The organism is Oryzihumus sp. JJN4-3R (genome assembly GCF_057747915.1).
The window spans coordinates 1,935,643-1,957,068 of record NZ_CM173229.1 but is presented as its reverse complement, the minus strand read 5'-3'; the positions used below and the strand labels follow the sequence as shown (position 1 = coordinate 1,957,068).

Genomic DNA, 21,426 nt, shown 5'->3' with positions numbered 1-21,426 from the left:
CCTCATCCGAAAAGATGAGGGAACCGCAAACCCCCACGGCCGGGTCCGCACGAGTAGCGTCCATGCTCGAGGCAGGGGTCCTGCCGCTTGAGCAGGGGAGCTGCCATGACGGCGATCAGCACCACAGTCACCTCAGCCGCCGTGATCGCCGAGCGGGCCCGCGGTGTCCACGACGTCGTCGTCCGCGACGTGGCGGCCGGGCTGCGGTGTGGTCTGCTGACGCCGGCCGAGGTCCAGGCCCTGGACGAGGAGACCCTTCTCGACCTCCTCGCCGCCCGCCTCAGCCCGCCCGCCTGACGCGCGCGACGGCCTGAGGTCACCGCGCCGGCCGGGGCCCGCGATCCCTTGGCCCCCGGGGTCCTGCCGGGCGGACGGGCCGTGGTCAGCCGGTGCCGACCGTCGCGCCGGGGACCGGGTGGTCGGCGCTGCTGACCGCCTTGGGCCACGTCCACGCATACCACGCGATGGTGCCGAGCAAGGCGACCTCGATCGCGCTGCCGACGATGAAGTAGGCCCACTCCCCGACGGCGCTCCCCACGACCGTGACCGCGTAGACGACGGCCAGGACGAGGTTCGCCATGCGCGTGACCTTCACCGGCATGACGAGGCTCAGGAACAGCATCAGGCTGGGCACCGCGACGTAGACGATCACCCCGAGCAGGTAGCCCTGGCCGATCGTGAACGCGGAGATCTTGCCCGCCGCGATGTCGGCACGGACGTCGGGTCGGTACAGGCCGAACAGGTCCACGTAGACGAAGACGAACAGCATGGAGGCCCACAGCGCGGCGATCTTCAGGCGGGGGTTGATCCAGGAGTCGCGGTAGTCGGTCGCGATGGTCATGTGGCACCCCTTCCGGTCAGCGGGGCCGCACGTCGGCAAGGCGCCCCTCGATGCGTTGCCCTCCTTGCCAGTCTGCTGGGCAAGGTCGGCGACCTCCGGGGCGAAGGACCCGGGTGGAGGACCACCCGGGACCCGGCCGTTGTGGCGGCGACGCCGCAGCGTGTCAGGGGGTGTAGCCGGCCAGGAAGTCGACCCAGACGTCGCCCACCGCACCACTGCCGCCGAGGATCACGCCACGCCTGGGGTCGAGCCGGTCCAGCTCCTGGTGGACGGCTGTCGGCGCGCCCTTGGCGTCGACCAGCAGCAGCGGCCCGCCGGTGATGCCCGCGAGGCCGGCGGCCGGGGCCCCGGCGAGGGCGTCGGCGAAGCCGGAGGCACTGGCGACGTAGACCGACTCCACGCCGGGGGCCGCGGTGGCCTTCGAGATCGCGACCGCGGTCTCGTAGCGGTTGGCGCCGGCCAGGCGGGTCACTGTGCCGGTCGTGTAGCCCTTGAGCCTGGTGGCCACGGCGCTCGAGACCGCGCCGGTGCCGCCGAGGACGACGATCCGCTTCGGCTTCAGCCGGCCGAGCTCGGTGGCGATGGCGGTCGGCAGGGCGCCGCCCTGGGTCAGCAGCACCGGCCCACCCTGACGGCCTGCGGCCGGCGCGCCGGCCAGGGCGTCGGGGAAGCTCAGCCCGTTGGCGACGTACGCGACCGGCGCGCCCACGGCATACGAGGCCTTGCTGATCGCCGCGGAGGTGGCGAACCGGTCGCCGCCGGCGAGGCGGGTCACCGTGCCGGCGGTGTAGCCCTTGAGCTTGGTGGCCACGGTCGCGGAGACCGAGCCGGTGCCGCCGAGCACGACGATCCGGCCGGGCTTGAGGCGGGCCAGCTCGGTGGCCGTGGCCGCCGGCAGCGCGTCCGCGCCCGTGAGCAGGACCGGGGCGCCGGTGTGGGCTGCCGCCGGGGCGCCGGAGAGGGCGTCGGGGAAGGTGGTGCCGTTGGCGACGTAGGCCACCGGGACGCCGGTCGCGAACGTCGCGCTGCTCACCGCCGCTGCGGTGGCGTAGCGGTCGGCCCCGCCCAGGCGGTGGACGCTGTGCATGCGGAGGATCCCGCTCACCACGCCGGTCCCGTCCGGGCCGGTCACCGGGCCGTCGGCGCCGGCGGCCTCGACGGTCCAGCTGTAGACCCCGCTCGGCGCCCACCGGCCCGCGGCGTCGCGGCCGTCCCAGGCGGCCGTGGCCGTGCCGTGCCCGCCGCCGCAGTCCAGGCTCTTCACGACCGTGGTGCCCAGGCGCAGCACGACCGCGCAGGTGGTCAGCGGCTGGGTGAAGCTCCACTCGCCGGCCCAGTCCGCGCCGCCGGTGGTCCACTCCGCCGGTGCGGTCACCTGGTTGCCCAGCCAGCGCGGCGCCTCCGCGCGCTGCGGCAGCCCGACCACCTTGGGTATGCCGTCGGTCTGGGTCAGCCACGCCGCGCGCGAGCCGTCCAGGGTCAGGCTGCGGACGTCGTCGAGGTCCAGCGTCGCCGTCGTCGCCCCGACCTGGAGCGGGAACACGTGCGCCGAATGGCTCGTGGCGTCGACGTAGCCGACGTAGGAGCCGGACAGGGCCACCGAGCTGGCGGAGGCGACCGGGATCGTCTCCGTCCCCTTGGTGGTCAGGTCCTTCCAGTGCAGCGCCGTGCCGTCGAACCAGGCCAGGGTGTTGCCCCAGAGCGCGAACACCGGCTGGGGGGAGCCGGCCGCCGGCGGCGCCGGGACGACCACCGTGTCGGTGCGCGAGACCAGGTCGCGGACGTGGATGTCGTGGGCGGCGGTCGTGTAGGCCGCCTGCCGCCCCCACAGCCGCACGCCCAGGGCGTTGCTCGGCAGCCACCGGATCGTGTGCAGGTCCAGGTCGTAGGCGTACGGGCCCTGCTGCGGTCCCTCCGAGCTGAACCCGACCACCCAGCGCCCGGAGAGGCTGGCCGGGTCGGTCGTGAACAGCGGGACACGGTCGGCGGCGTCCCCCTCGATGTGGATGTGCAGCGCGCCGTCCTTGGGGCTCCAGACGTTGCGGTAACCCGACATCGCGATCCCCGTCGGCACCCCGGCGAAGACGGTGACGCCCTTGGGCACGTTCGGGAGGATGCGGTCGTCCCCGACGGCCAGGCTGGGACCGGTGCCGGACAGCGCACGCTCGTGCGCGGCATACGGCTTGGTCCCGTCGTCGATCCAGCCCGCGCGGTCAGGACCGAGGGTCACCGCCTGCGCTGCGGTCGTGGACAGGGGGATGGTGCCGTCCGGGTCGGCCGCCCAGGCGGGCGTCGCGGGCAGGGCCCCGACGAGGCCAGCGCTGACGAGGCCGGCGGACAGGCAGGTGGGCAGGATGCGGCGCAGTCGCGGCATGGGCGTGCTCATTTCCGTGGGGCCCCCGGCCCCGGAGATCTCACGGGGCCGAGGCGCAACGTAGCAGCGCGGATGCCCGAATTGGGGTTTATTTGCAGGTTTGCGCAACGCGGCCGGCCCGTCCGTGCGTCAAGCCTTGGTCAACTCCGCGCGGGCATCGGCCCGGCCCCGCCACGCTGGCCTCGCGCCGGAGCCCCCGCCCGGCGACTCCACCCCCTCCAGGAGTGTCCATGCGACTGCGGACCACCCTCGCGCTGGCCATGGCGCCGGCAGCGTTCTTCCTCGTCTCCCACCCGCTGGCCGCCGACGCCAGCAGCCGGCCGACCTGCCTGGGGCAGAGGGCCACCATCGTCGGCACGTGGCACCACGACGTCATCCACGGCACCGCGGGGCGGGACGTCATCGTCTCCCTCGGCGGCGGGGACACCATCGTCGCGGGCTCCGGCAACGACCTCATCTGCACCGGCTCCGGCAACGACGTCGTCTGGGCCGGGGCGGGCGACGACCGCGTCGTGACGTCGGGCGGCAACGACGTCGTCCACGGCGGGACCGGCAACGACAGCGTCGACGCCGGCAGCGGCAACGACACCGAGTACGGCGACTCCGGCAACGACTCGCTGACCGGCGGCACCGGCGCGGACAGCCTGCACGGCGGGACCGGGGTCGACCACGAGTCCGGCGGCACGGGCAACGACCACCTCGACGGTGACGACGGCGCCGATATCGAGCACGGCGGCGACGGCAACGACGTGGTCAACGGCGAGGCCGGCAACGACCAGCTCAGCGGCGACAGCGGCGACGACACCGAGCACGGCGGTGCCGGGGACGACACCATCACCGGCGGCACCGGCAACGACCACCTCGACGGCCAGGACGGCAACGATGCCGTCGAGGGCGACGACGGTGAGGACACGGTCGTCGGTGGCACCGGGCAGGACCACTGCGACGACCACGGCGTCACCGGCTGCGACGACAGCGCCGACGGCAGCGACGACGGCGGCTCCACCGACCAGCCCGACCAGCCCGGCGGGGACGACACCACCGTCGACTGAGCTCGTCCACACCCTGAAGTGCCTGAGGGGGCGCGCCACCATGGCGCGCCCCCTCAGCCGTCCCGGCCAGTCCCGGGTCAGCCCGTGTATGCCGCGAGCCGGGTCAGCGTCGCCGCGGACACCGCGCCGGTGGAGCCCAGGACGACGATCCGCTGCGGCTTCAGTCGCGCGAGCTCGGTGGCGACGGCGCCCGGGACGCCGGTGCTCGTGACCAGCAGCACCGGCCCGCCCTGCCGGCCCGCGGCGGGGGCACCGGAGAGGGCGTCCGGGAAACTCAGGCCGTTCGCGACGTAGGCCACCGGCACGCCGGCGGCATAGGTGGCCTTGCTGACCGCGGCCGACGTGGCGAAGCGGTCCGCGCCGGCCAGGCGAGTGACGGTGCCGATCGTGTAGCCCGTGAGCCTTGTGGCCACGGCGGAGGAGACGGCGCCGGTGGAGCCGAGGATGACGATGCGCTTCGGCTTGAGTCGCGCGAGCTCGGTGCCGACGGTGCTCGGGAGGCTGCCGGCCTGGGTGAGCAGGACCGGGCCGCCGAGGTGGGCCGCGGCGGGGGCGCCGGAGAGGGCGTCGGGGAACGTCTGGCCGTTGGCGACGTAGGCGACCGGGACCCCGGCGGCGTTGGTGGCGCGGCTGATCGCGGCGGAGGTCGCGTAGCGGTCGGCGCCGGCCAGGCGCGTGACGGTGCCGGTCGTGTAGCCCGTGAGCTTCGCGGCCACGGCGGAGGAGACGGCGCCGGTGGAGCCGAGGATGACGATGCGCTTCGGCTTGAGGCGGGCGAGCTCGGTGGCGACGGCGCCCGGGAGGCTGCCGGCCTGGGTGAGCAGGACCGGGCCGCCCTGCTTGCCGGCGGCCGGCGCCCCGGACAGGGCGTCGGGGAAGGTCAGCCCGTTGGCGACGTACGCGACCGGCGTGCCCACGGCATACGTGGCCCGGCTGACCGCCGCGGAGGTGGCGAACCGGTCCGTCCCGGCCAGGCGGCTGACGTTGTGGACCCGCACGCTCCCGCTGACCGAGCCGGTCCCGTCCGGGCCGGTCACCGCGCCCTCGGCGCTGGCGGCCTCGACGGTCCAGGTGTAGGTCCCGCTCGGGATGAGGTGGCCCGAGGCGTCGCGGCCGTCCCAGGACGCGGTGACCGTGCCATGGCCGCCGCCGCAGGGCAGGCTGCGCACGGTGGTCGCGCCCGAGCGGATCACGACAGCGCAGCTGGTCAGCGACTGGGTGAAGGTCCACTCGCCGGCCCAGGCCGCGCCGCCGGTGGTCCACTCCGTCGGTGCCGTGCCCTGGTCGCCGAGCCAGCGCGGCGCCTCGGCCCGCTGCGGCAGGTCGACCAGCCTGGGCTGGTTGTCGAGGGTCGTCCACGCTGCCCGGGACCCGTCGAGGGTGAGCCGCTGGACGTCGTCGATGACCGTGGTGGGGGTCGTCGCCCCCGCCGCGAGCGGGTAGATGACGGCGCTGGCACTCGGGCCGCGCACGAAGCCGAGGTAGGACCCGGACAGGACCAGGCGGCCATGGCTGTCGCCGGCGCCTGTGATGGTCTGGCCCGCTCCCGAGCCCAGGTCCTTCCAGTGCAACGCCAGGCCGTCGTGCCACGCGAGGGTGTTGCCCCACAGGGCGATCGCGGGCCGGGGGGAGCCGGTGGGCGGTGCGGGGACGACCACGCTGTCCTTGCCGGACAGCATGTCGCGCACGTGGATCTCGTAGGAGGCCGTCGTGTACGCGACCTGGCGCCCCCACAGGACGACGTCCAGGAGCCCGGTCGGCAGCTGCCGGACCGCGTGGGTGACCACGTCGTAGGTGAAGGGGCCCACCTGCATGTTGTTCGGGATGGTGCCGATGACCCAGCGGCCGGAGAGGGTGGCCGGGGTGGCCGAGACGGGCGGGGCCTGGTCGGCGGCCTCCCCTTCGACCCAGACATGAAGTGCGTGGTCCCCGTAGCTGTAAGCCGTGCGGTAGCCGGAGATCCCGGTCCCCGACGGCATGTCCCCACTGCCCGCAGGCTTGGGGACATTGGGGAGAGTGCGGTCCTCGCCAGCCACCAGGTCGGGGCCGGTGCCCGTCAGTGTCCGGGCGTGGGCGGCAGCCGGCATGGTGCGGTCGTCACCCCACGCGACACGACCGGGCCCGAGCGCGACCTCGCCGGAGACCTCCATCGGCTTGAGCGGCGTGGCCCAGCTGATGGTGGGATGGGTGATGTCCTCCAGCGACGCGGACCGCACCCGGTTGTCCCCGCCGGTCGTGGACTGGGTGCTCCAGGTCAGCGTGCCGTCCGAGCCCGGCTTCACCGACCACAGCTTCTCGCCCGCAGGGGCCAAGGGGGTGGACGAGGCCACCGTGGCTCCGAAGGCAAGGCGGAACAACAACGACGACTCCACCCAGGTGGCCTCGTGGGCAGCGAGCGCGCCTGACTGCGGGACCCCGACCTGCTTCACGTGGGTGTCGACGCCAGCGGGATCGGCGTGGGTCCACCACACGGTGTTGTCGGCGCTCCGCGTCGAGAGCAGCACCGAGCCGTCCCGTGTCGCCCAGAGGCTCGTCACCGTCTCCCCGGCGGGAGCGGCAACCTCGTCGAACTGGCCCGGCTGGTCCCAGGCCATGACCCACACGCGCCCCTGGCACAGGACGGCCAGGTGGCTGGAGTCGGCCACAGCAGCGAATCCCGTGGTCACCGGGGTCGTCGCCGTCCCGGGGACACCGAGGACGGTGCGGGCGCCCGTGGCTGCCACGACCCGCGCCAGGCGCCAACCACCCGCCGGGTCCCGCTCGGACTGCACCCAGCCGTCGTGGGTCGCGGCGAGGGGCTGGACATCGAGAGGGATGGTGCCCGAGGAGCCGTCCCCCAGGTCGTGCCAGGTGTACGGGGTGCCCGAGAGGTCCCGGCTGACGACCATGGTGCCGTCCACCTTGGCGTTGCGGGTGTCGACATTGTCCAGCCAAGGCAACGAGCGCGAGGCGGATCCGTCATCGGGCAGGAGGAACCCCGAGGCTGTGGTGCCGCCGTAGACCCGGACCAGGGCGCCGAGCCCGGAGTGGCCGACCGGCCTGGAGTCGCTGTGCACCGTGGACGGCCCCGCGGCGAGGGTGACGGCGCCGTCGGGGTCGGCGGCGCTCGCGCTCCGGGCGCCCAGCGGGACCAGGGCGCCGGCGAGGCCGGCCGCGACGAGGCAGGTGGTCAGGACACGACGCAGACGCGGCACGGGCGTGCTCTTTCCATGGGATCCCCTTGCTCCGGAGATCTCACGGAGCACGCGGAACGTAGCACCCGAAACGCCCGATTTGGGGGTCCTTTGCAGGTTCCTGAAACTCGGTCTCCTGCCCGCCCCGGGACTTTCGCAATTCGCCCACGCCGGGCCGAATTGCCCGGTTAGCCTGAGTCGCCCCGGGCCGCGGGGCGTCTGACCCCTGGGGGATCCTGTGCACAAGCATGTCCTGAGCGCCGTCGCGCTCGCCGCCACCACCGCTGGACTGGTGGCCCCGGCCGCCCCGGCCCTCGCCGCACCGCTGCCGGCGCACGCCGCCATCGCCGCCCACGCCCACGTCCCGGGGACGCTCCACTGGCACGACCACGGCCCGGCTGTGGCCCGCGCCCAGCGCCTCCTCGGCCTGAAGCCCACCGGCACCTTCGACCTGCACATGCTGCGGGCGGTGCAGCGGTTCCAGCATGCCCACCACATCCGCGCCACCGGCAACGTCGGACCCCTGACCTGGGCTGCGCTGCTGCGGGGGGAGAGCGGGCAAACGGCCAACCAGGCGCTGGCCGCGGCCAAGACCAGGGCCGGCGCGAGCCTGGCCGACCTCGCCGACGCGATCGACTTCACCCGGGAGGGCGTGAAGATCGACAGCACCTCGATCGGCCTGCTGACCAAGGCCGATGTCGCCGTCCTCAACGGCCGCCTGGACCGCGTCGACGCGCACGGCCAGGCACTGTCCGACGCCCTCGACAAGGCGCGCGCGATCGGCTGGGTCAACGAGATCAACGCCCGTGCCGGCCATTACGTCGTCGTCACCGAGGCCATCGGCTCCCAGGCCGGCGTGGCGACCTCCCTCCATCCCGACCTCGTGGTGGCCCTGTTCACCAAGGTCTTCGACCAGGTCGTCCAGGCTGCCGCCGACGCCGGCCAGCCCGTCGACCCGGCGAAGGAGTCCGCGGCCCGGGCCGCGGTGTTCTCGGCGATGCGGGACTACCTGACCGCTGCCGCCCCGTATGCGCGGAAGGCGTGGGCGATCGACCCGTTGAGCGCCGGCGCCCCTGCGCGCATCGCCGCGCTCCAGCACCAGGCGGACAACCTGCCCCAGGGCAAGCCCCTCGAGGCCGCGCTGAAGAGCTACGGCAAGGTCATCGGGGCCTCCTTCGACGCGACGATGCCAAGCCTGCGGGCGGGCTCGCGGCCGACCCGCTCACACGGCGCGGCGGAGCTGCCGAAGCTGCCCTGGCTGCCCTGACCCAACCCGGCACGACGACGGCCCCGGTTCACCAGGAGCCGGGGCCGTCGTCCTGTCTCAGGCGCCGACCGGCCGTGGCCGGACGGCGGACAGCTCAGTACCGGCGGCGGGCGGCTCAGTAGACGAGGGCCTGTGCGCCCTCGGCCATGACCTCCTCGACGAACGCCGCCGCGCCGCGGATCACGGCGCCGTCGACGAGGTCGGCCTCCTCCAGGGAACGGCGAGCCGCGCACTGGGTGCACACCGTCACCCGGCCCCCCGCGACCAGGGCGTCGCGCAGCTCGGCCAGCGGCGCGGCATACGGCAGGGTGAACGACTCCGCCCGCCCGGGCACCGCCAGCCAGCTCGCCTCCCCGGTCAGCCACAGGCTGACCGGCACCCCGGAGGCGACCGCGGTGGTGGCCACGGTGAACGCCTGGGAGACGCGCTCGGGGTCCTCGACCCCGGCTGTGAGCTTGACGACGAGCGTGCGTGCGGAGGCCGGCATGCGGCAAAGGCTACGATCTCCTCTCGTGGAAGCCTTCTACCTCAGCCTTCTGATCGCCAGCGCCCTCGTCATCACGTGGTTCGCCGGCTACGTGGTCTACAAGCTCGTCCGCAGCCCGCGCTGATGCCGTTCGAGATCTCCAGCGACCTCCCCCCGGCGCTGCTGCCCCTCGCCTGGCTGATCGGGCGGTGGGAGGGTGCCGGCGTCGTCGGCTACCCGACGATCGACTCGGTCAACTTCGGCCAGGAGATCGTCGTCAGCAACGACGGGCGGCCGTTCCTGGAGTGGCAGAGCCGCACCTGGCTCCTCGACGACGAGGGCAAGCAGGTCCGTCCGCTCGCCACCGAGCTCGGCTTCTGGCGCCCGGCCGGCGAGGGTGAGGTCGAGCTGCTGCTGACCCACCCGACCGGGATCGTCGAGATGTACCACGGCACCGTCGAGCCGGCGAAGATCGAGGTCCGCACCGACGGCGTCATCCGCAGCCCCCTGGCCAAGGAGTACAACGCCGGTCACCGCCTCTACGGCCTGGTCGAGTCCCAGCTGATGTGGGCGATGGACATGGCCGCGATGGGCCAGCCGCTGCAGAGCCACGCCTCCGCGCAGCTCAAGCGCGTCGAGTAGCCCTTGCCACTCCAGGGGGAGCCGGCACAGGTCCTCATCGTGTGCACCGGCAACGTGTGCCGGTCGCCGTTCATCGAGCGGGTGCTGGCGGCGTCCCTGCCGCCGGGGTCCGGGGTGGTCGTCTCCAGCGCCGGCACGGGCGCCCTGGTCGGGCGGCCCATGGAGCCGCTCGCCGCGGCCCAGACGCAGCGGTATGCCGGGTCGCCGGCCGTGTTCGCAGCCCGCCAGCTCGTGCCGGGCCTGGTCGCCTCCGCGGACCTGGTGCTGACCGCCACCCGCCGGCACCGCGGCGAGGTCGCCACGCTGCACCCGCGGGCGCTGTCCTACGCCTTCACCCTGGTCGACTTCGCCGACCTCGTCGCCGACCTCGGCCCCGAGGACCTCGCTGCCGGGGCGGGGATGGCGCCGGGGGCGTCGGCGTTCGCGTCCCGGGCGTCGGCCTTCGCGCCGAACGCCGTGCCGGCCGGCGTCGACCCCGGGGCCCACGGGGCATCGCACCCGGGGGAGGGGGCCGCGGAAGGTGCGCGACCGCGGATACAGGCGCTCGTGCGCGCGGCTGCGGCGCGCCGCGGCCTGAACCCGCCCCGGGACGCGGCCGACGTCGATATCGTCGACCCGTTCAGAGGGGACGAGGCGATGTTCGACGCGATGGCGCAGCAGGTCATGGGAGCACTCCCGGTGGTTGCGCGCGCCCTGGCCGGCTGAGGTGGCGCGCCGCTCGGCGATGACGCGGGCCCTGGGCACGGTCGCCCTGGTCGCCCTCACCGTCGGGGACGTCGCCCTCGTCGCCTCGGCGATGCGGACGCCGACGCCCCCGCCCTCCAGCATCACCGCCCCGCCGGTGTTCGACGACTCGGTCGAGACCGACGCCGCGGACCCCTCGGCCACGGACGCGGCGACCGACGAGCCGTCCGGTGACCCCACCTCGGATGCGACCCCGTCCACGGCGGCGGCGTCACTCGCGCCCGCACCGCTGCGCCGCCTCCTCGTCGCGCTCGACTCCACCCACGCCTGGCGGGTCACCGTCGGCAGCTGCCGCTCCGGCGGGGCGACGGTCGCCGTCACCGGCAACGGCGGGCGCTCCTGGGCGACACGGACCGCGCCGTCCGCGACGGTGGTCCGGCTGCGGGCAACGGGCGCGTCCTCGGCGTTCGCGATCGGCGGCACCCACGCCTGCGACGCCGAGATCAGGTCCACCAGCAACGGCGGCTCCACGTGGGCGGCCGGGGCGGGCCTGGCCGGCTCCTGGTACCGCGACCTCGCCCAGCCCGCCGGCCTGCACCGGCCCCACGCCGGCCGGGTGCAGCCGTGCGGCGCCGACGGCACCGTGGTCGACCTCATGGCCATCTCGAGCGCCCAGGCACGGGTGCTCTGCGGTGACGGGGCGGTGCGCTCCTCCTCGGACACCGGCGCGACGTGGACCGCTGCGGGCTCGGCACCCGGTGCGGTCGCGGCCGCGGCGACGTCGAAGGAGACGTGGCTGGCCGTGCCGTCGGCCGGCGACGACTGCGTCGGCATCTCGCTGGTGCGCGCCTCGAAGCCCGCGGACCCGGTCGGCTGCGCCGCGGTCTCCCTCGACGGCGTCCCGCCGGGCGACGTGGCCCTGTCGGTCTCGGGGTCGGCCGGCTGGCTCCTCGTCGGCGACAGCACCTACCGCTCCACCGACGCCCTCAGGACCTGGCACCCCGCCACCGCCTGACCCGCACCGCAGACCGCGCGTGATCGCGGACCGCGCGTCATCGCGGACCGCGCGTCATCGCGACCGAGCGCATGCGCAGAGGCGGCCGGGCAGTGCATCGCACGGCCTCGTTCAGTCCCGTCGGGGTGCACGCTCGACCGACGTCGCGGGGGTTCTGCGCCACCAAAGCGTCGAAAACGTTGCGAGGTAGGTCCAGCGTGCCGCCGGCGCGATGTCGGTCGAGCGGTCCGGGCTCCGGCGTGCCCGCCGCTGCGCGCCGCCGCCGGGCGCCGTTCCGGACGCGAGCTGCCCGGCGGACCCCGCGTTAGGCTCGGGGCATGGTCGATGTCGGTCAGTCGTTGCGCGCCAAGGGCATGCGCATGACCCCGCAGCGGCAGCGCGTCATCGAGGCGGTGCGCCGGCTCGGGCACGCCACGCCCGACGCCATCGTCGAGGAGGTGGCCGGCGACGGCGGGCCCGCGGTGCCGCCCTCGACGGTCTACCGCAGCCTGGAGGTCCTCGAGGAGCTCGGCGTCCTCTCGCACACCCACCTCGACCACCGCTCGCCCACGTGGCACCTCGCCGAGCACGCCGACCACCTGCACCTGGTCTGCATGGGCTGCGGGGCCACGATCGAGAGCGACGTCAAGCACGCCGAGGGCTTCGCCGGGAATCTTCTGGCCGCCCACGGCTTTGTCGCTGACGTCAAACACATGGCAATCCACGGATGGTGTGAGCAGTGCTCGAAGCAACGCCCCTGACCGCGCCGGTGATCCCGCGCAGCCCGCTGCTGGACCGGCCCGGCGCCGTCGAGGCCGAGGGCCCCGACGCCGGCGTCGCGGCGCACTACGGCGACCCGCTGCGCGAGCAGCGACTCCTGGCCGAGGGCCTGGCCGTCGTCGACCTGTCGCATCGCGGCGTCGTCACCGTCACCGGCCCCGACCGCCTGTCCTGGCTGCACTCGCTGACCACCCAGCAGCTGCTCGGCCTGGCCCCGCGCCAGTCGACCGAGTCGCTGGTCCTCAGCCCCAAGGGCCACATCGAGCACGACCTGCACCTGGTCGACGACGGCGAGACGACCTGGATCACGGTCGAGCCCGGCACCTCCGCGGCCGTCGCCGGGTGGCTGAGCTCGATGCGCTTCATGCTCCGGGTCGAGGTCGCGGACGTCACCGAGCGGTATGCCGTGCTCGGCGAGCCCGTGCGCGCCGAGGCCGTGGAGGGGGAGCCGGTCGCGTGGCGGGACCCGTGGCCGGCGATCGTCGGCGACAGCACGGCATACAGCGCGGTCGCCGACCACCCCGGTGAGGAGCGCGCCTGGCGCGAGCTCATCGTGCCGCGGGAGTCGCTCGAGGAGGTCGTGGCCGAGCGGCCGCTGGCGGGTGTGTGGGCCGCCGAGGCGCTGCGGGTCGCGGCGTGGCGGCCGCGGCTGGGCTTCGAGACCGACCACCGGACCATCCCGCACGAGCTCGACTGGCTGCGCACGGCCGTGCACCTGCACAAGGGCTGCTACCGCGGGCAGGAGACCGTGGCGCGGGTGCACAACCTGGGCCGGCCGCCGCGCCGGCTGGTGTTCCTCCACGTCGACGGCTCCGGCCACACGCTGCCGGAGCGCGGTGCGGCCGTCTCGCTCGACGGGCGCGACATCGGCTTCGTGACGTCGGTGGCCCGGCACTTCGAGGACGGCCCGATCGCCCTGGCGCTGGTCAAGCGCAACGTGCCGGTCGACGCGACCCTCACCGTCGGCGGTCTGGCGGCGGCGCAGGAAGTCATCGTCACCCCCTGAGGCGACCGGCCCGGCATACCGGGCGCTTTGCGCAAGAAGACGCCGCTGGGCGCCCCGAGATCGAGGCGAACAGCGGCGACAACCTGCGCAATGTCAGACGCTCGTGCGGTCCTTGGCCTCCTGGCTGCCGCTGCGCAGCTTGAGCTGGCGCTCGGGGTCGCTGATCGGGGCGTAGCCGTCGCGGTAGTAGTAGTAGCCGTCGGCGCCCTTGGCCGGGATCTTGTTGAGGACCAGGCCCAGGATGCGGCCGTTGACCGCCTCGATGCTGGCGAGGGAGCGGGTGAGCTGCTCCCGCGTGGTCGTGCCGGTGCCGACGACGACGACCGTGCCGCCGGTGACCGTGGACAGGACGGCCGCGTCGGTGACGGGGAGCAGCGGAGGCGCGTCGATGATCACGTAGTCGAACTGCGCCTCGAGTCGGCGCACGACCTCGAGCATCGCGGTCGAGCCGAGCAGCTCGGAGGGGTTCGGCGGGATCGGGCCGCAGCCGAGCACCCACACCTCGGTGTTGGCGAAGCGCTGGAGCACGTCGCCGAGGTCGGCCTGGCCGATGAGCACGTTGGTGAGGCCGACGGAGCCCTCCATCCCCATGTACTCGAGCATCCGCGGGCGGCGCAGGTCGCCCTCGACGACGCAGACGCGCGAGCCGGCGGCGGCCAGCGTGATGGCCAGGTTGGCCGTCGTGGTCGTCTTGCCCTCGCTCGGCAGCGAGGAGGTGAAAGCGATCGAGCGCGGCTGGTTGGCGGCGTCGACGAACTGCAGGTTGGTGCGCAGCGCGCGGAACGCCTCGGCGCGGGGGCTGTGCGGGTCGGCCTGGACGATCAGCGGGCGCTTGGTGGCGTCGGGGTCGAAGGCGATGCCACCGATGACGGTCGCGTCGGTGACCTGGGCGCAGTCGTCCGGGCCCTTGATCGTGGTGTCGAGCAGGTCGCGCAGCAGGGCCAGGCCGAGGCCGACGAGCAGGCCGAGCACGAGGCCGAGGCCGATGTTGCGGACCGGCTTGGGGCTGACCGGCGCGGTCGGCACGGTCGGCACGCGCATGACCGAGACCTTGACCGGGCTGCCGGTGCCCGTGGTCGCCTCGATCTCCTTGACCGTCTTGGGGAACTGCTTGCCGATGGCGTCGGCGATCGCCGCGGCCCGCTCGGGGTTGGGGTCGTCGACGGCCACCTCGATGAGGACCGTGTCGAGCGGGACGGTGGCGGTGATGTTCTTGGCGAGGGCGTCGGCGTCGGTCTTGAGGCCGAGCTGCTTGATCACCGGCTGCAGGACCCGGGGGCTGGTGATCACGTCGGCGTAGGACTTGACCCGCTGCTGGGTGAAGCTGCTGCCCTGGAGCAGCTGGGTGGTGTCCGAGCCGCCGGAGGTGGACACGAACAGCTGCGTCTGCGCCTCGTAGACCGGGGTGCTGAACTTCGTCACCCCCGCGGCGCCGGCGATGACGAGCAACGTGGCCGCGGCGATGATCCGCCACCGCTTGCGGATGACGCGGATGTAGTCGTGCAGCTCCACGGAGTACTTCTTTCCCTCGCCGACGTCGATCAACACAACGGGTCCTGTCGTCGCCGCACGATCCCGAGCGCAAACGACACTCCAGCGACCGCGTAATCCTGACATATCGAACGCTCCCGAGGGCCCTGAATGAGCGGCGTGGCTGCGGAGTTTGTGCAGCGTCGACGGTGGTTGGATGGCGCCATGGCCTCGACCCTGATCACCGTCGCGCCCACCGGCGCCGAGACGGCCAAAGCCGACTGCCCGCAGCTGCCGACGACGCTCGAGGAGCTCGTCGAGACCGCCATCGCCTGCGAGGCGGCGGGCGCGGCGCTGATCCACCTGCACATCCGCGACGCCGAGCACCGGCCCACGCTCGACCACGGCCTGCTCAAGGCCTCGGTCGAGGCGCTGCGCGAGCAGACCTCGCTGGTCATCCAGCTCTCCACCGGCGGCAGCGTCCACGACCCGCTCGAGCAGCGCCTCACCGTGCTCGACGCCGAGCCCGACTCGTGCAGCCTCACCTGCGGCACCACGAACTTCGGCGACGACGTCTTCCTCAACCCGTGGGGCTTCATGAACGAGCTCTACGCCCAGGCCCAGGAGCGTGAGGTCGTCCCCGAGTTCGAGCTGTTCGACCTCGGCCACGTCGCGGCGCTGCGCCGCCTGCTCGACATCCACGGCCTGCCCTACGGAGGCAAGGTGCACGTCGACTTCGTGACGGGAGTGCCAGGAGGTATGCCGGGCACCACCGCCGCGCTCATGGCCGGCGTCGCTGCCCTCCCGGACGAGGTGACCTCGTGGTCGGCCACCGGGATCGGGCGCACCCACCTGCCGATCGCGGCGGCCGCGCTCTCGGCGGGCGGGCACCTGCGGGTCGGCATGGAGGACAACCTCGTCTACGCCAAGGGCCAGCCGGTCCAGCACAACCTCGAGCTGGTGGCCCGGGCGGCCGAGCTGGCGACGGTGATGCAGCGGCCGCCGATGGGCACCGACGAGGCGCGGGCCCTGCTCAACGTCAAGGACCGCCGCCGCTGAGGGGACCTGCCCGCGAGGGTGACGTTCCCGGTGACCCCTCGACCCGACGCGTGGGGTTGGTGAGGCGGGTGCGCGAGGTGAGCACCCGGCATACCCCGTTGTTTGCTCACTCCAGGCCGCTTTGCTCAGTTCAGGCCGCTCGTGAAGGCTGTTTCGGCCCCCCGAAGCGGTCTCAACTGAGCAAAGCGGTCTGAGCTGAGCAAGCGGAAACGCTGATGCGACAACGGATTCACCCAGAAGTTACTTGTGAGTAGCCTCACGCTAACTCCGGGTTGCGCGTTGCTAACTTCAGCAAGCACCATGGAGTCGTGTCCAAGCTTCCCGCCGTGCAGCTGCCCGACCTGGGCGGCTACCTGCGCGAGCAGCGCCAGTCGGCCCAGCTGAGCCTGCGCCAGCTGGCCGACGTCTCGGGCATCAGCAACCCCTACCTGAGCCAGATCGAGCGCGGGCTGAAGAAGCCCAGCGCCGAGATCCTGCAGAGCCTGGCCAAGGCGCTGCGGATCTCCGCCGAGTCGCTCTACGTCCGCGCCGGCATCCTCGACGCCGAGGGCCGCCAGCAGGACGAGACCGGCCCGGACGTGCGCGCCGCGATCCAGGCCGACCCGCGCCTGACCGACCGGCAGCGCCGCGTGCTGCTCGACGTCTACGAGTCGTTCGTGGGCGAGCCGGAGCAGGCAACGGCGCCGGCTCCCGCCCGGAAGCCCCGAGCCACCCGGACCGCCGCGTCGGCCAGGACCGCCGCCGCGTCGAGCAAGAGCCCCAAGACCACCAAGACAGCCAAGACCACCAAGTAAAGGGAGACCCTCATGGCACTCGTGTCCGACCTCCGCAAGACCGTCACCGACACCACCCCCGTCTACGCCGTCGTCGGCGCCACCGACCTCGCGGTCGAGAAGGTGCGCGAGGCCCGCGCCAAGGCCCTGGCTGCCCGCGCCGACCTCGACGTCGCCACCGTGCAGACCAAGGCCGTCGAGACCGCCCAGCAGGTCCCGGCGCTGGCGCTCAACCGCACCCTCGTGATCGCGGGCAAGGCGCAGGAGTCCTACGACGAGCTCGCCGAGCGTGGCCAGAAGCTGGTCACCCGCATCAAGAACCAGAAGGCCACCAAGGACCTGCTCGCCCAGGCCAGCACCACGCTGTCCCTCGGCAAGGGCGCGGTGACCACCCTGCGCAACGCCGCCACCGACACCGAGCGCGCCGTCAAGGCCACGCTGACCACCGGCCGTCGCGAGGCCGGCGAGGCCGCCGAGACCGTCAAGACCTCGGCCAAGGCCACGACGACCACGTCCAAGACCGCCGCGAAGAAGGCCGTCAAGGGCACCAAGCCGGCCGCCAAGCGCACCGCCACCACGGCCAGCAAGCGCGCCGCCACCGCGAAGTCGGCCACCAAGGCCGCGGCGACCAGCGCCACCAAGACCGCTGAGGCCGCCGAGAAGGCCGTCGAGGCCGCCGCCGAGAAGGTCGGCGACTGAACGCTGCCGCTCGAGTTCTGAGCACGCACCACCGCCGCGGCCGGCGTCCCCACCACGGGGGCGCCGGCCGCGCCGCTGTGTGTGCCGGGGAGCCGGACCGCTCGACCGACGTCGCGGCACTTCGGGCCCGTTGATGTGCCGAGACCTCCACGAGGTAGGTCGAGGCCGGTCGATACAGTCGCGGGCGTGACCTCCCCCGCGCAGCCCGCTGGACCCGCCGCCCCGCTCGACGCCGTGCCGCTGGACACCGCGCCGGTCGTCGCCCACCTGACCCGCTCGGGCTTCGTGGAGTCGGTCCACCACGGCAGCGTCATCGCCCTGGACGCCGGCGGTACCGCGGTCGTCGACCTCGGCCCGACCGACGCGCCGTGCTTCCCCCGCTCCTCGAACAAGCCGATGCAGGGCCTGGCCATGCTCCGCGCCGGCCTCGACCTCGACGGCGAGCTGCTCGCCCTGGCCTGCGCGAGCCACTCCGGCGAGGCGTTCCACCTCGAGGGCGCCCGCCGCATCCTCGCCGGCGCGGGGCTGACCGAGGCCGACCTGCAGAACACCCCGGACCTGCCCTACGACGAGGTCGAGCGCCGCGCCTGGCTCGCCGCTGGCCGCGAGGCCACCCCGCTGGCGCAGAACTGCTCGGGCAAGCACGCCGCCATGCTCGCCACCTGCGTCCTCAATGGCTGGGACACCGCGACCTACCGCGAGCCCGGCCACCCGCTGCAGCAGCTCATGGCGCAGACGCTGGAGGACCTCGCCGGCGAGAAGGTCACGGCCACCGGCATCGACGGCTGCGGCGCCCCCGTCATGGCGATCAGCCTGCGCGGCCTCGCCCGCGCCTTCGGCACCCTGGCGAGCGCCCCCGAGGGGACGTTCGAGGCGAAGGTGAGCCGCGCGATACAGGCGCACCCGGAGTGGCTCGGCGGCACCCGCCGCGACGTCACCGCCCTGATCCGCGGCGTGCCCGGCCTGATCGGCAAGGACGGCGCCGAGAGCGTGTATGCCGTGGGCCTCGCCGACGGCTCGTGCGTCGCCCTGAAGATCGCCGACGGCGCGCAGCGGGCCCGGCCGGTCGTGATGGCGGCCGCGCTGCGACGTCTCGGGGTCGAGGCCGACGTCCTCGCCGAGCTCGACCACGCGCCGGTCCTCGGCCACGGCCAGCCGGTCGGCGAGCTCACCGCCGTCGGGATCTGATGCGCGCCGTCCTGCAGCGGGTCACGTCGGCCAGCGTCGTCGTCGAGGGCGAGACCGTCGGGGCGATCGACCGCCCCGGCCTGCTCGCCCTGGTCGCCGCCACCCACGACGACGGCCCGGCGCAGGTGGAGACGATGGCCCGCAAGATCGCCGAGCTGCGGATCCTGCGCGACGAGCGCTCCGTGCTCGACACCGGGGCCCCGGTGCTCGTGGTCAGCCAGTTCACCCTCTACGCCGACGTCCGCAAGGGCCGGCGGCCGTCCTGGAGCGCCGCCGCGCCCGGTGACGTCGCCGAGCCGCTGGTCGACGACCTCATCGCGGCGCTGCGGGAGCGGGGGGTCGAGGTCGCCACGGGCAGGTTCGGCGCGATGATGGAGGTCAGCCTGGTAAACGACGGGCCGTTCACGCTGGTGGTTGACGTCTGAGCAGGCCCGAGCGGCCTAGGCTGTGCTCATGATCGATGTCATCTCGGGTGCACAGAACCTCGTGACCCTCGTGCTGTGGCTGGCAGCGCTGGGCCTGGAGGTCTTCGCGCTCGTCGAGGCGATCCGCTACCGCCCCGATGCCTACGTCGCCGCCGGCAAGTGGAGCAAAACGATCTGGCTGATCATCGTCGGCGTCGCCGTGGCGTTCGGCTTCACCACGGGCTTCCCGTCGTTCCCGTGGATCATCGCCGTCGGCGCGGCCGGGTTCTTCCTCGCCGACGTCCGCCCCGCGCTGCGCCGCGTCTCCGGCCGGGGCACCGGCCGCAGCAACCAGGGACCCTACGGCCCGTGGTGACCCGGGACCTGTGACGCTGGGCCCGTGAGCCTCGCCCCGCAGACACCGAACACGCCCAGCACGCCGCACGCCCCGCACACCTCCCTGCTCGACGGCCCCGACGGGGCGCTGGAGTACCTCCTCACCGGCTCCGGCGACCCCACCACGGTCTTCGCCCACGGCCTGGCCGGCTCGATTGAGACCACCCGCCCGTTCGGCTCCGGGGTCGAGGGCACCCGCGCCTTCTTCCACTTCCGCGGGCACGGCGCCTCCGCCGCCCCCGAGACGGACTGGACGTATGCCGCGCTGGCCGCCGAGCTGCGCGCCGTCGCCGACCACGTCGGGGCGACCCAGGCGCTCGGCGTGAGCATGGGCGCCGGGGCCCTGTGCCACCTGCTCGAGCAGACCCCCGACCGCTTCGAGCGGATCGTGCTCGTGATGCCGGCGGTCATCGACCAGCCGCGCGACGACGCCGCCATCGACCGGCTGGTGGAGATGGCCGCCCACGCCGACGACCGCGACGTCGAGGGGATGGCCCGCCTGCTCCTGCTCGACCAGCCCGAGGAGGTCCGGGACCAGCCCGCCGTGCGGCTGTGGTGCCGGCGCCAGGCCGCGACCCTCGTGGGCACCCCGGTGTCACGGGCGCTGCGGGCCCTGCCGCACGGCATACCGCTGGAGGACCGCGCGTCGCTGCGCGCGGTGACCGCGCCGGTGTTGTTGGTCACGCAGGAGCACGACGCCGCGCACCCGGTCTGGGTGGCCGAGCAGCTCGCGGCAGAGCTGCCCCACGCACGGCTGCAGGTGCTGCCGGCGGGTGGGATCATGTGGCGGCACCGGGCCCGGGTGCGCGACCTGATCGGCGGCTTCCTCACCGGGCGGTAAGACGCATAGGGCACAATCTGACGCCGAGACCGTGACCGATCAGCTCCAGAGGGGACCCATGTCCAAGACACACAGCCGCGCCGACGAGGTGTTCGTCGCCGAGCGGCCGTGGGGCCAGTTCCAGCAGTTCGTGGCCAACGAGCCGGTGACCGTCAAGATCATCACCGTCGAGGCGGGGCACCGCCTCTCGCTGCAGAAGCACGGCCACCGCGACGAGATGTGGCAGGTGCTCGACGTGCCGATCGACATCGAGGTCGACGGCGAGAAGTGGGTCGCGCAGCCCGGCGAGCGGGTCTGGGTGCCGCAGGGCGCCACGCACCGCATGGGCAACAGCGGCACCGAGGCCGGCCGGCTGCTCGAGATCGCGTTCGGGGAGTTCGACGAGACCGACATCGAGCGGCTCCAGGACGACTACGCCCGCTGAGGGCTCAGGGGCGGGGAGCCACGGCTGACCAGGCGACGGTGACCTCGCCCAGGCGCCAGCGCGACCGCCCGTCCAGCAGCGGCCAGCCCTCCTCGCGCAGGCTGCCGACCGCCGCCATCCACCGCTGGCGCACCCCGTAGGCCGCGTGCGGCGCCTGGCGCGCCCAGGCGCCGTCCAGGGCGGTGAGGAAGTCGCGCACCGGCTCGCCGTCGACGTTGCGGTGGATCAGCGCCTTGGGCAGCCGCTCGGCGATGTCCGACGGCTGGCCCAGGTCGGCCAGCCGCAGCGACAGCGACAACGACACCGGCCCGTCGGCGGTGACCGCCACCCAGGTCGAGCGCCGGCCGAGCTCGTCGCAGGTGCCGTCGACCAGCAGCCCGCCGGGCGCCAGCCGGGAGCAGACCCGGGCCCAGGCGTCGGCGACCTCGCCCTCGTCGTACTGCCGCAGCACGTTGAACGCCCGCACCACCACGGGCCGCGCGCCGCCGTCCAGCGGCACCTCGAAGCCGCCAAGCCGGAAGCTCAGGCCCTCGCGCTCCAGCGGCCGCCCGGCCGCGACGCGCGCCGGGTCGATCTCGACCCCGACGACCTGCACGTCCGGGCGCACCCGGCGCAGCCGGTCGTGCAGCTCCACGGCGGTGACCGGCGAGGCGCCGTAGCCCAGGTCCACCACGACCGGCGCGGTCGTCGCCCGCCGCAGCCGCCACGCCTGCGGCCCGGCCAGCCAGCGGTCGACGCGGCGCAGCCGGTTGGGGTTGGTGGTGCCGCGGGTGATGGTGCCCACCGGTCGCCTCGCTGCCACGCCCCGCAGGGTATGCCGTGCCCTCACCTCCCGGTCGCGGCCCCCGGAGCCGGCCACCCGGCATACCGGCTTTGCTCACCTGAGGCCGCTT

General features: G+C 73.8%; 22 protein-coding genes. 16 read left to right on the top strand and 6 right to left on the bottom strand.

What is annotated here, in order from left to right; translation table 11 throughout:
• Positions 1–105 precede the first annotated feature (105 nt).
• On the top strand, positions 106–297 hold the full coding sequence (locus AC3ANM_RS09080) for a hypothetical protein (protein WP_488287800.1): 192 nt from the start codon (positions 106–108) through the stop codon (positions 295–297).
• 85 nt (positions 298–382) lie between these two features.
• Here AC3ANM_RS09080 and AC3ANM_RS09075 read toward each other — a convergent pair whose 3' ends face one another.
• Complete coding sequence (locus AC3ANM_RS09075) at positions 383–841, bottom strand: DUF6326 family protein (protein WP_488287799.1); 459 nt, start codon at positions 839–841, stop codon at positions 383–385.
• A 163-nt stretch (positions 842–1,004) separates the two neighbouring features.
• Positions 1,005–3,215, bottom strand: coding sequence for a cell wall-binding repeat-containing protein (locus tag AC3ANM_RS09070; protein WP_488287798.1), 2,211 nt, complete (start codon positions 3,213–3,215; stop codon positions 1,005–1,007).
• Between the two features lie 230 nt (positions 3,216–3,445).
• On the opposite strand from AC3ANM_RS09070, the gene AC3ANM_RS09065 reads away from it, so the two are divergent.
• On the top strand, positions 3,446–4,267 hold the full coding sequence (locus tag AC3ANM_RS09065; protein WP_488287797.1) for a calcium-binding protein: 822 nt from the start codon (positions 3,446–3,448) through the stop codon (positions 4,265–4,267).
• 77 nt (positions 4,268–4,344) lie between these two features.
• Here AC3ANM_RS09065 and AC3ANM_RS09060 read toward each other — a convergent pair whose 3' ends face one another.
• Entirely contained in the window at positions 4,345–7,461 is a 3,117-nt protein-coding gene (locus tag AC3ANM_RS09060) for a cell wall-binding repeat-containing protein (RefSeq protein WP_488287796.1), read from the bottom strand.
• A gap of 217 nt (positions 7,462–7,678) precedes the next feature.
• Here AC3ANM_RS09060 and AC3ANM_RS09055 point away from each other — a divergent pair, with 217 nt between their 5' ends.
• Positions 7,679–8,707: a peptidoglycan-binding domain-containing protein gene (locus tag AC3ANM_RS09055; protein WP_488287795.1), complete on the top strand. Its 1,029-nt coding sequence runs from the start codon at positions 7,679–7,681 to the stop codon at positions 8,705–8,707.
• Between the two features lie 115 nt (positions 8,708–8,822).
• Here the strand turns inward: AC3ANM_RS09055 and AC3ANM_RS09050 are convergent, their stop codons facing one another.
• Positions 8,823–9,194 carry a DsrE family protein gene (locus AC3ANM_RS09050; RefSeq protein WP_488287794.1) on the bottom strand — a complete coding sequence of 124 codons (372 nt, stop codon included), beginning with the start codon at positions 9,192–9,194 and terminating at the stop codon, positions 8,823–8,825.
• A gap of 123 nt (positions 9,195–9,317) precedes the next feature.
• Between AC3ANM_RS09050 and AC3ANM_RS09045 the strand changes: the two genes are divergently transcribed.
• The 5 genes from AC3ANM_RS09045 (at position 9,318) to ygfZ (ending at position 13,279) form a co-directional block, all read left to right on the top strand.
• Entirely contained in the window at positions 9,318–9,815 is a 498-nt protein-coding gene (locus tag AC3ANM_RS09045; RefSeq protein ID WP_488287793.1) for a heme-binding beta-barrel domain-containing protein, read from the top strand.
• 3 nt (positions 9,816–9,818) lie between these two features.
• A complete protein-coding gene (locus AC3ANM_RS09040) occupies positions 9,819–10,520 on the top strand; it encodes an arsenate reductase/protein-tyrosine-phosphatase family protein (RefSeq protein ID WP_488287792.1) in 702 nt (233 codons plus the stop codon).
• 1 nt (position 10,521) lies between these two features.
• Positions 10,522–11,514, top strand: a complete 993-nt coding sequence (locus tag AC3ANM_RS09035; RefSeq protein WP_488287791.1) for a hypothetical protein — start codon at positions 10,522–10,524, stop codon at positions 11,512–11,514.
• Positions 11,515–11,831: 317 nt separating this feature from the next.
• Positions 11,832–12,254 carry a Fur family transcriptional regulator gene (locus tag AC3ANM_RS09030; RefSeq protein WP_488287790.1) on the top strand — a complete coding sequence of 141 codons (423 nt, stop codon included), beginning with the start codon at positions 11,832–11,834 and terminating at the stop codon, positions 12,252–12,254.
• Positions 12,233–13,279: a CAF17-like 4Fe-4S cluster assembly/insertion protein YgfZ gene (ygfZ, locus tag AC3ANM_RS09025; protein WP_488287789.1), complete on the top strand. Its 1,047-nt coding sequence runs from the start codon at positions 12,233–12,235 to the stop codon at positions 13,277–13,279. The genes AC3ANM_RS09030 and ygfZ overlap by 22 nt, the downstream gene beginning before the upstream one ends.
• 93 nt (positions 13,280–13,372) lie before the next feature.
• On the opposite strand, the gene AC3ANM_RS09020 is transcribed toward ygfZ, so the two are convergent.
• Entirely contained in the window at positions 13,373–14,827 is a 1,455-nt protein-coding gene (locus AC3ANM_RS09020) for a tyrosine-protein kinase domain-containing protein (RefSeq protein ID WP_488287788.1), read from the bottom strand.
• A 147-nt stretch (positions 14,828–14,974) separates the two neighbouring features.
• On the opposite strand from AC3ANM_RS09020, the gene AC3ANM_RS09015 reads away from it, so the two are divergent.
• The 8 genes from AC3ANM_RS09015 (at position 14,975) to AC3ANM_RS08980 (ending at position 20,533) form a co-directional block, all read left to right on the top strand.
• Complete coding sequence (locus AC3ANM_RS09015) at positions 14,975–15,808, top strand: beta-keto acid cleavage family enzyme (protein WP_488287787.1); 834 nt, start codon at positions 14,975–14,977, stop codon at positions 15,806–15,808.
• A gap of 308 nt (positions 15,809–16,116) precedes the next feature.
• Positions 16,117–16,602, top strand: coding sequence for a helix-turn-helix domain-containing protein (locus AC3ANM_RS09010; RefSeq protein WP_488287786.1), 486 nt, complete (start codon positions 16,117–16,119; stop codon positions 16,600–16,602).
• 12 nt (positions 16,603–16,614) lie between these two features.
• Positions 16,615–17,280 (top strand): hypothetical protein, encoded by a 666-nt coding sequence (locus AC3ANM_RS09005; protein ID WP_488287785.1) that lies wholly within the window; start codon positions 16,615–16,617, stop codon positions 17,278–17,280.
• A 186-nt stretch (positions 17,281–17,466) separates the two neighbouring features.
• Complete coding sequence (locus AC3ANM_RS09000; RefSeq protein WP_488287784.1) at positions 17,467–18,468, top strand: asparaginase; 1,002 nt, start codon at positions 17,467–17,469, stop codon at positions 18,466–18,468.
• Positions 18,468–18,893 carry a D-aminoacyl-tRNA deacylase gene (gene dtd / locus AC3ANM_RS08995; RefSeq protein WP_488287783.1) on the top strand — a complete coding sequence of 142 codons (426 nt, stop codon included), beginning with the start codon at positions 18,468–18,470 and terminating at the stop codon, positions 18,891–18,893. Before AC3ANM_RS09000 ends, dtd begins: the two co-directional genes overlap by 1 nt.
• A gap of 28 nt (positions 18,894–18,921) precedes the next feature.
• On the top strand, positions 18,922–19,248 hold the full coding sequence (locus AC3ANM_RS08990) for a DUF2516 family protein (protein WP_488287782.1): 327 nt from the start codon (positions 18,922–18,924) through the stop codon (positions 19,246–19,248).
• A 24-nt stretch (positions 19,249–19,272) separates the two neighbouring features.
• Entirely contained in the window at positions 19,273–20,109 is an 837-nt protein-coding gene (locus AC3ANM_RS08985) for an alpha/beta fold hydrolase (protein WP_488287781.1), read from the top strand.
• A 58-nt stretch (positions 20,110–20,167) separates the two neighbouring features.
• Positions 20,168–20,533, top strand: a complete 366-nt coding sequence (locus AC3ANM_RS08980) for a phosphomannose isomerase type II C-terminal cupin domain (protein WP_488287780.1) — start codon at positions 20,168–20,170, stop codon at positions 20,531–20,533.
• Positions 20,534–20,537: 4 nt separating this feature from the next.
• Here the strand turns inward: AC3ANM_RS08980 and AC3ANM_RS08975 are convergent, their stop codons facing one another.
• Positions 20,538–21,335 (bottom strand): class I SAM-dependent methyltransferase, encoded by a 798-nt coding sequence (locus AC3ANM_RS08975; RefSeq protein WP_488287779.1) that lies wholly within the window; start codon positions 21,333–21,335, stop codon positions 20,538–20,540.
• Positions 21,336–21,426 lie beyond the last annotated feature (91 nt).

Coding starts and splice junctions, on each gene's coding strand:
- AC3ANM_RS09080 (WP_488287800.1), top strand. CDS start 106: ATGACGGCGATCAGCACCACAGTCACCTCAGCCGCCGTGATCGCCGAG.
- AC3ANM_RS09075 (WP_488287799.1), bottom strand. CDS start 841: ATGACCATCGCGACCGACTACCGCGACTCCTGGATCAACCCCCGCCTG.
- AC3ANM_RS09070 (WP_488287798.1), bottom strand. CDS start 3,215: ATGCCGCGACTGCGCCGCATCCTGCCCACCTGCCTGTCCGCCGGCCTC.
- AC3ANM_RS09065 (WP_488287797.1), top strand. CDS start 3,446: ATGCGACTGCGGACCACCCTCGCGCTGGCCATGGCGCCGGCAGCGTTC.
- AC3ANM_RS09050 (WP_488287794.1), bottom strand. CDS start 9,194: ATGCCGGCCTCCGCACGCACGCTCGTCGTCAAGCTCACAGCCGGGGTC.
- AC3ANM_RS09045 (WP_488287793.1), top strand. CDS start 9,318: ATGCCGTTCGAGATCTCCAGCGACCTCCCCCCGGCGCTGCTGCCCCTC.
- AC3ANM_RS09030 (WP_488287790.1), top strand. CDS start 11,832: ATGGTCGATGTCGGTCAGTCGTTGCGCGCCAAGGGCATGCGCATGACC.
- AC3ANM_RS09015 (WP_488287787.1), top strand. CDS start 14,975: ATGGCCTCGACCCTGATCACCGTCGCGCCCACCGGCGCCGAGACGGCC.
- AC3ANM_RS09005 (WP_488287785.1), top strand. CDS start 16,615: ATGGCACTCGTGTCCGACCTCCGCAAGACCGTCACCGACACCACCCCC.
- dtd (WP_488287783.1), top strand. CDS start 18,468: ATGCGCGCCGTCCTGCAGCGGGTCACGTCGGCCAGCGTCGTCGTCGAG.
- AC3ANM_RS08990 (WP_488287782.1), top strand. CDS start 18,922: ATGATCGATGTCATCTCGGGTGCACAGAACCTCGTGACCCTCGTGCTG.
- AC3ANM_RS08980 (WP_488287780.1), top strand. CDS start 20,168: ATGTCCAAGACACACAGCCGCGCCGACGAGGTGTTCGTCGCCGAGCGG.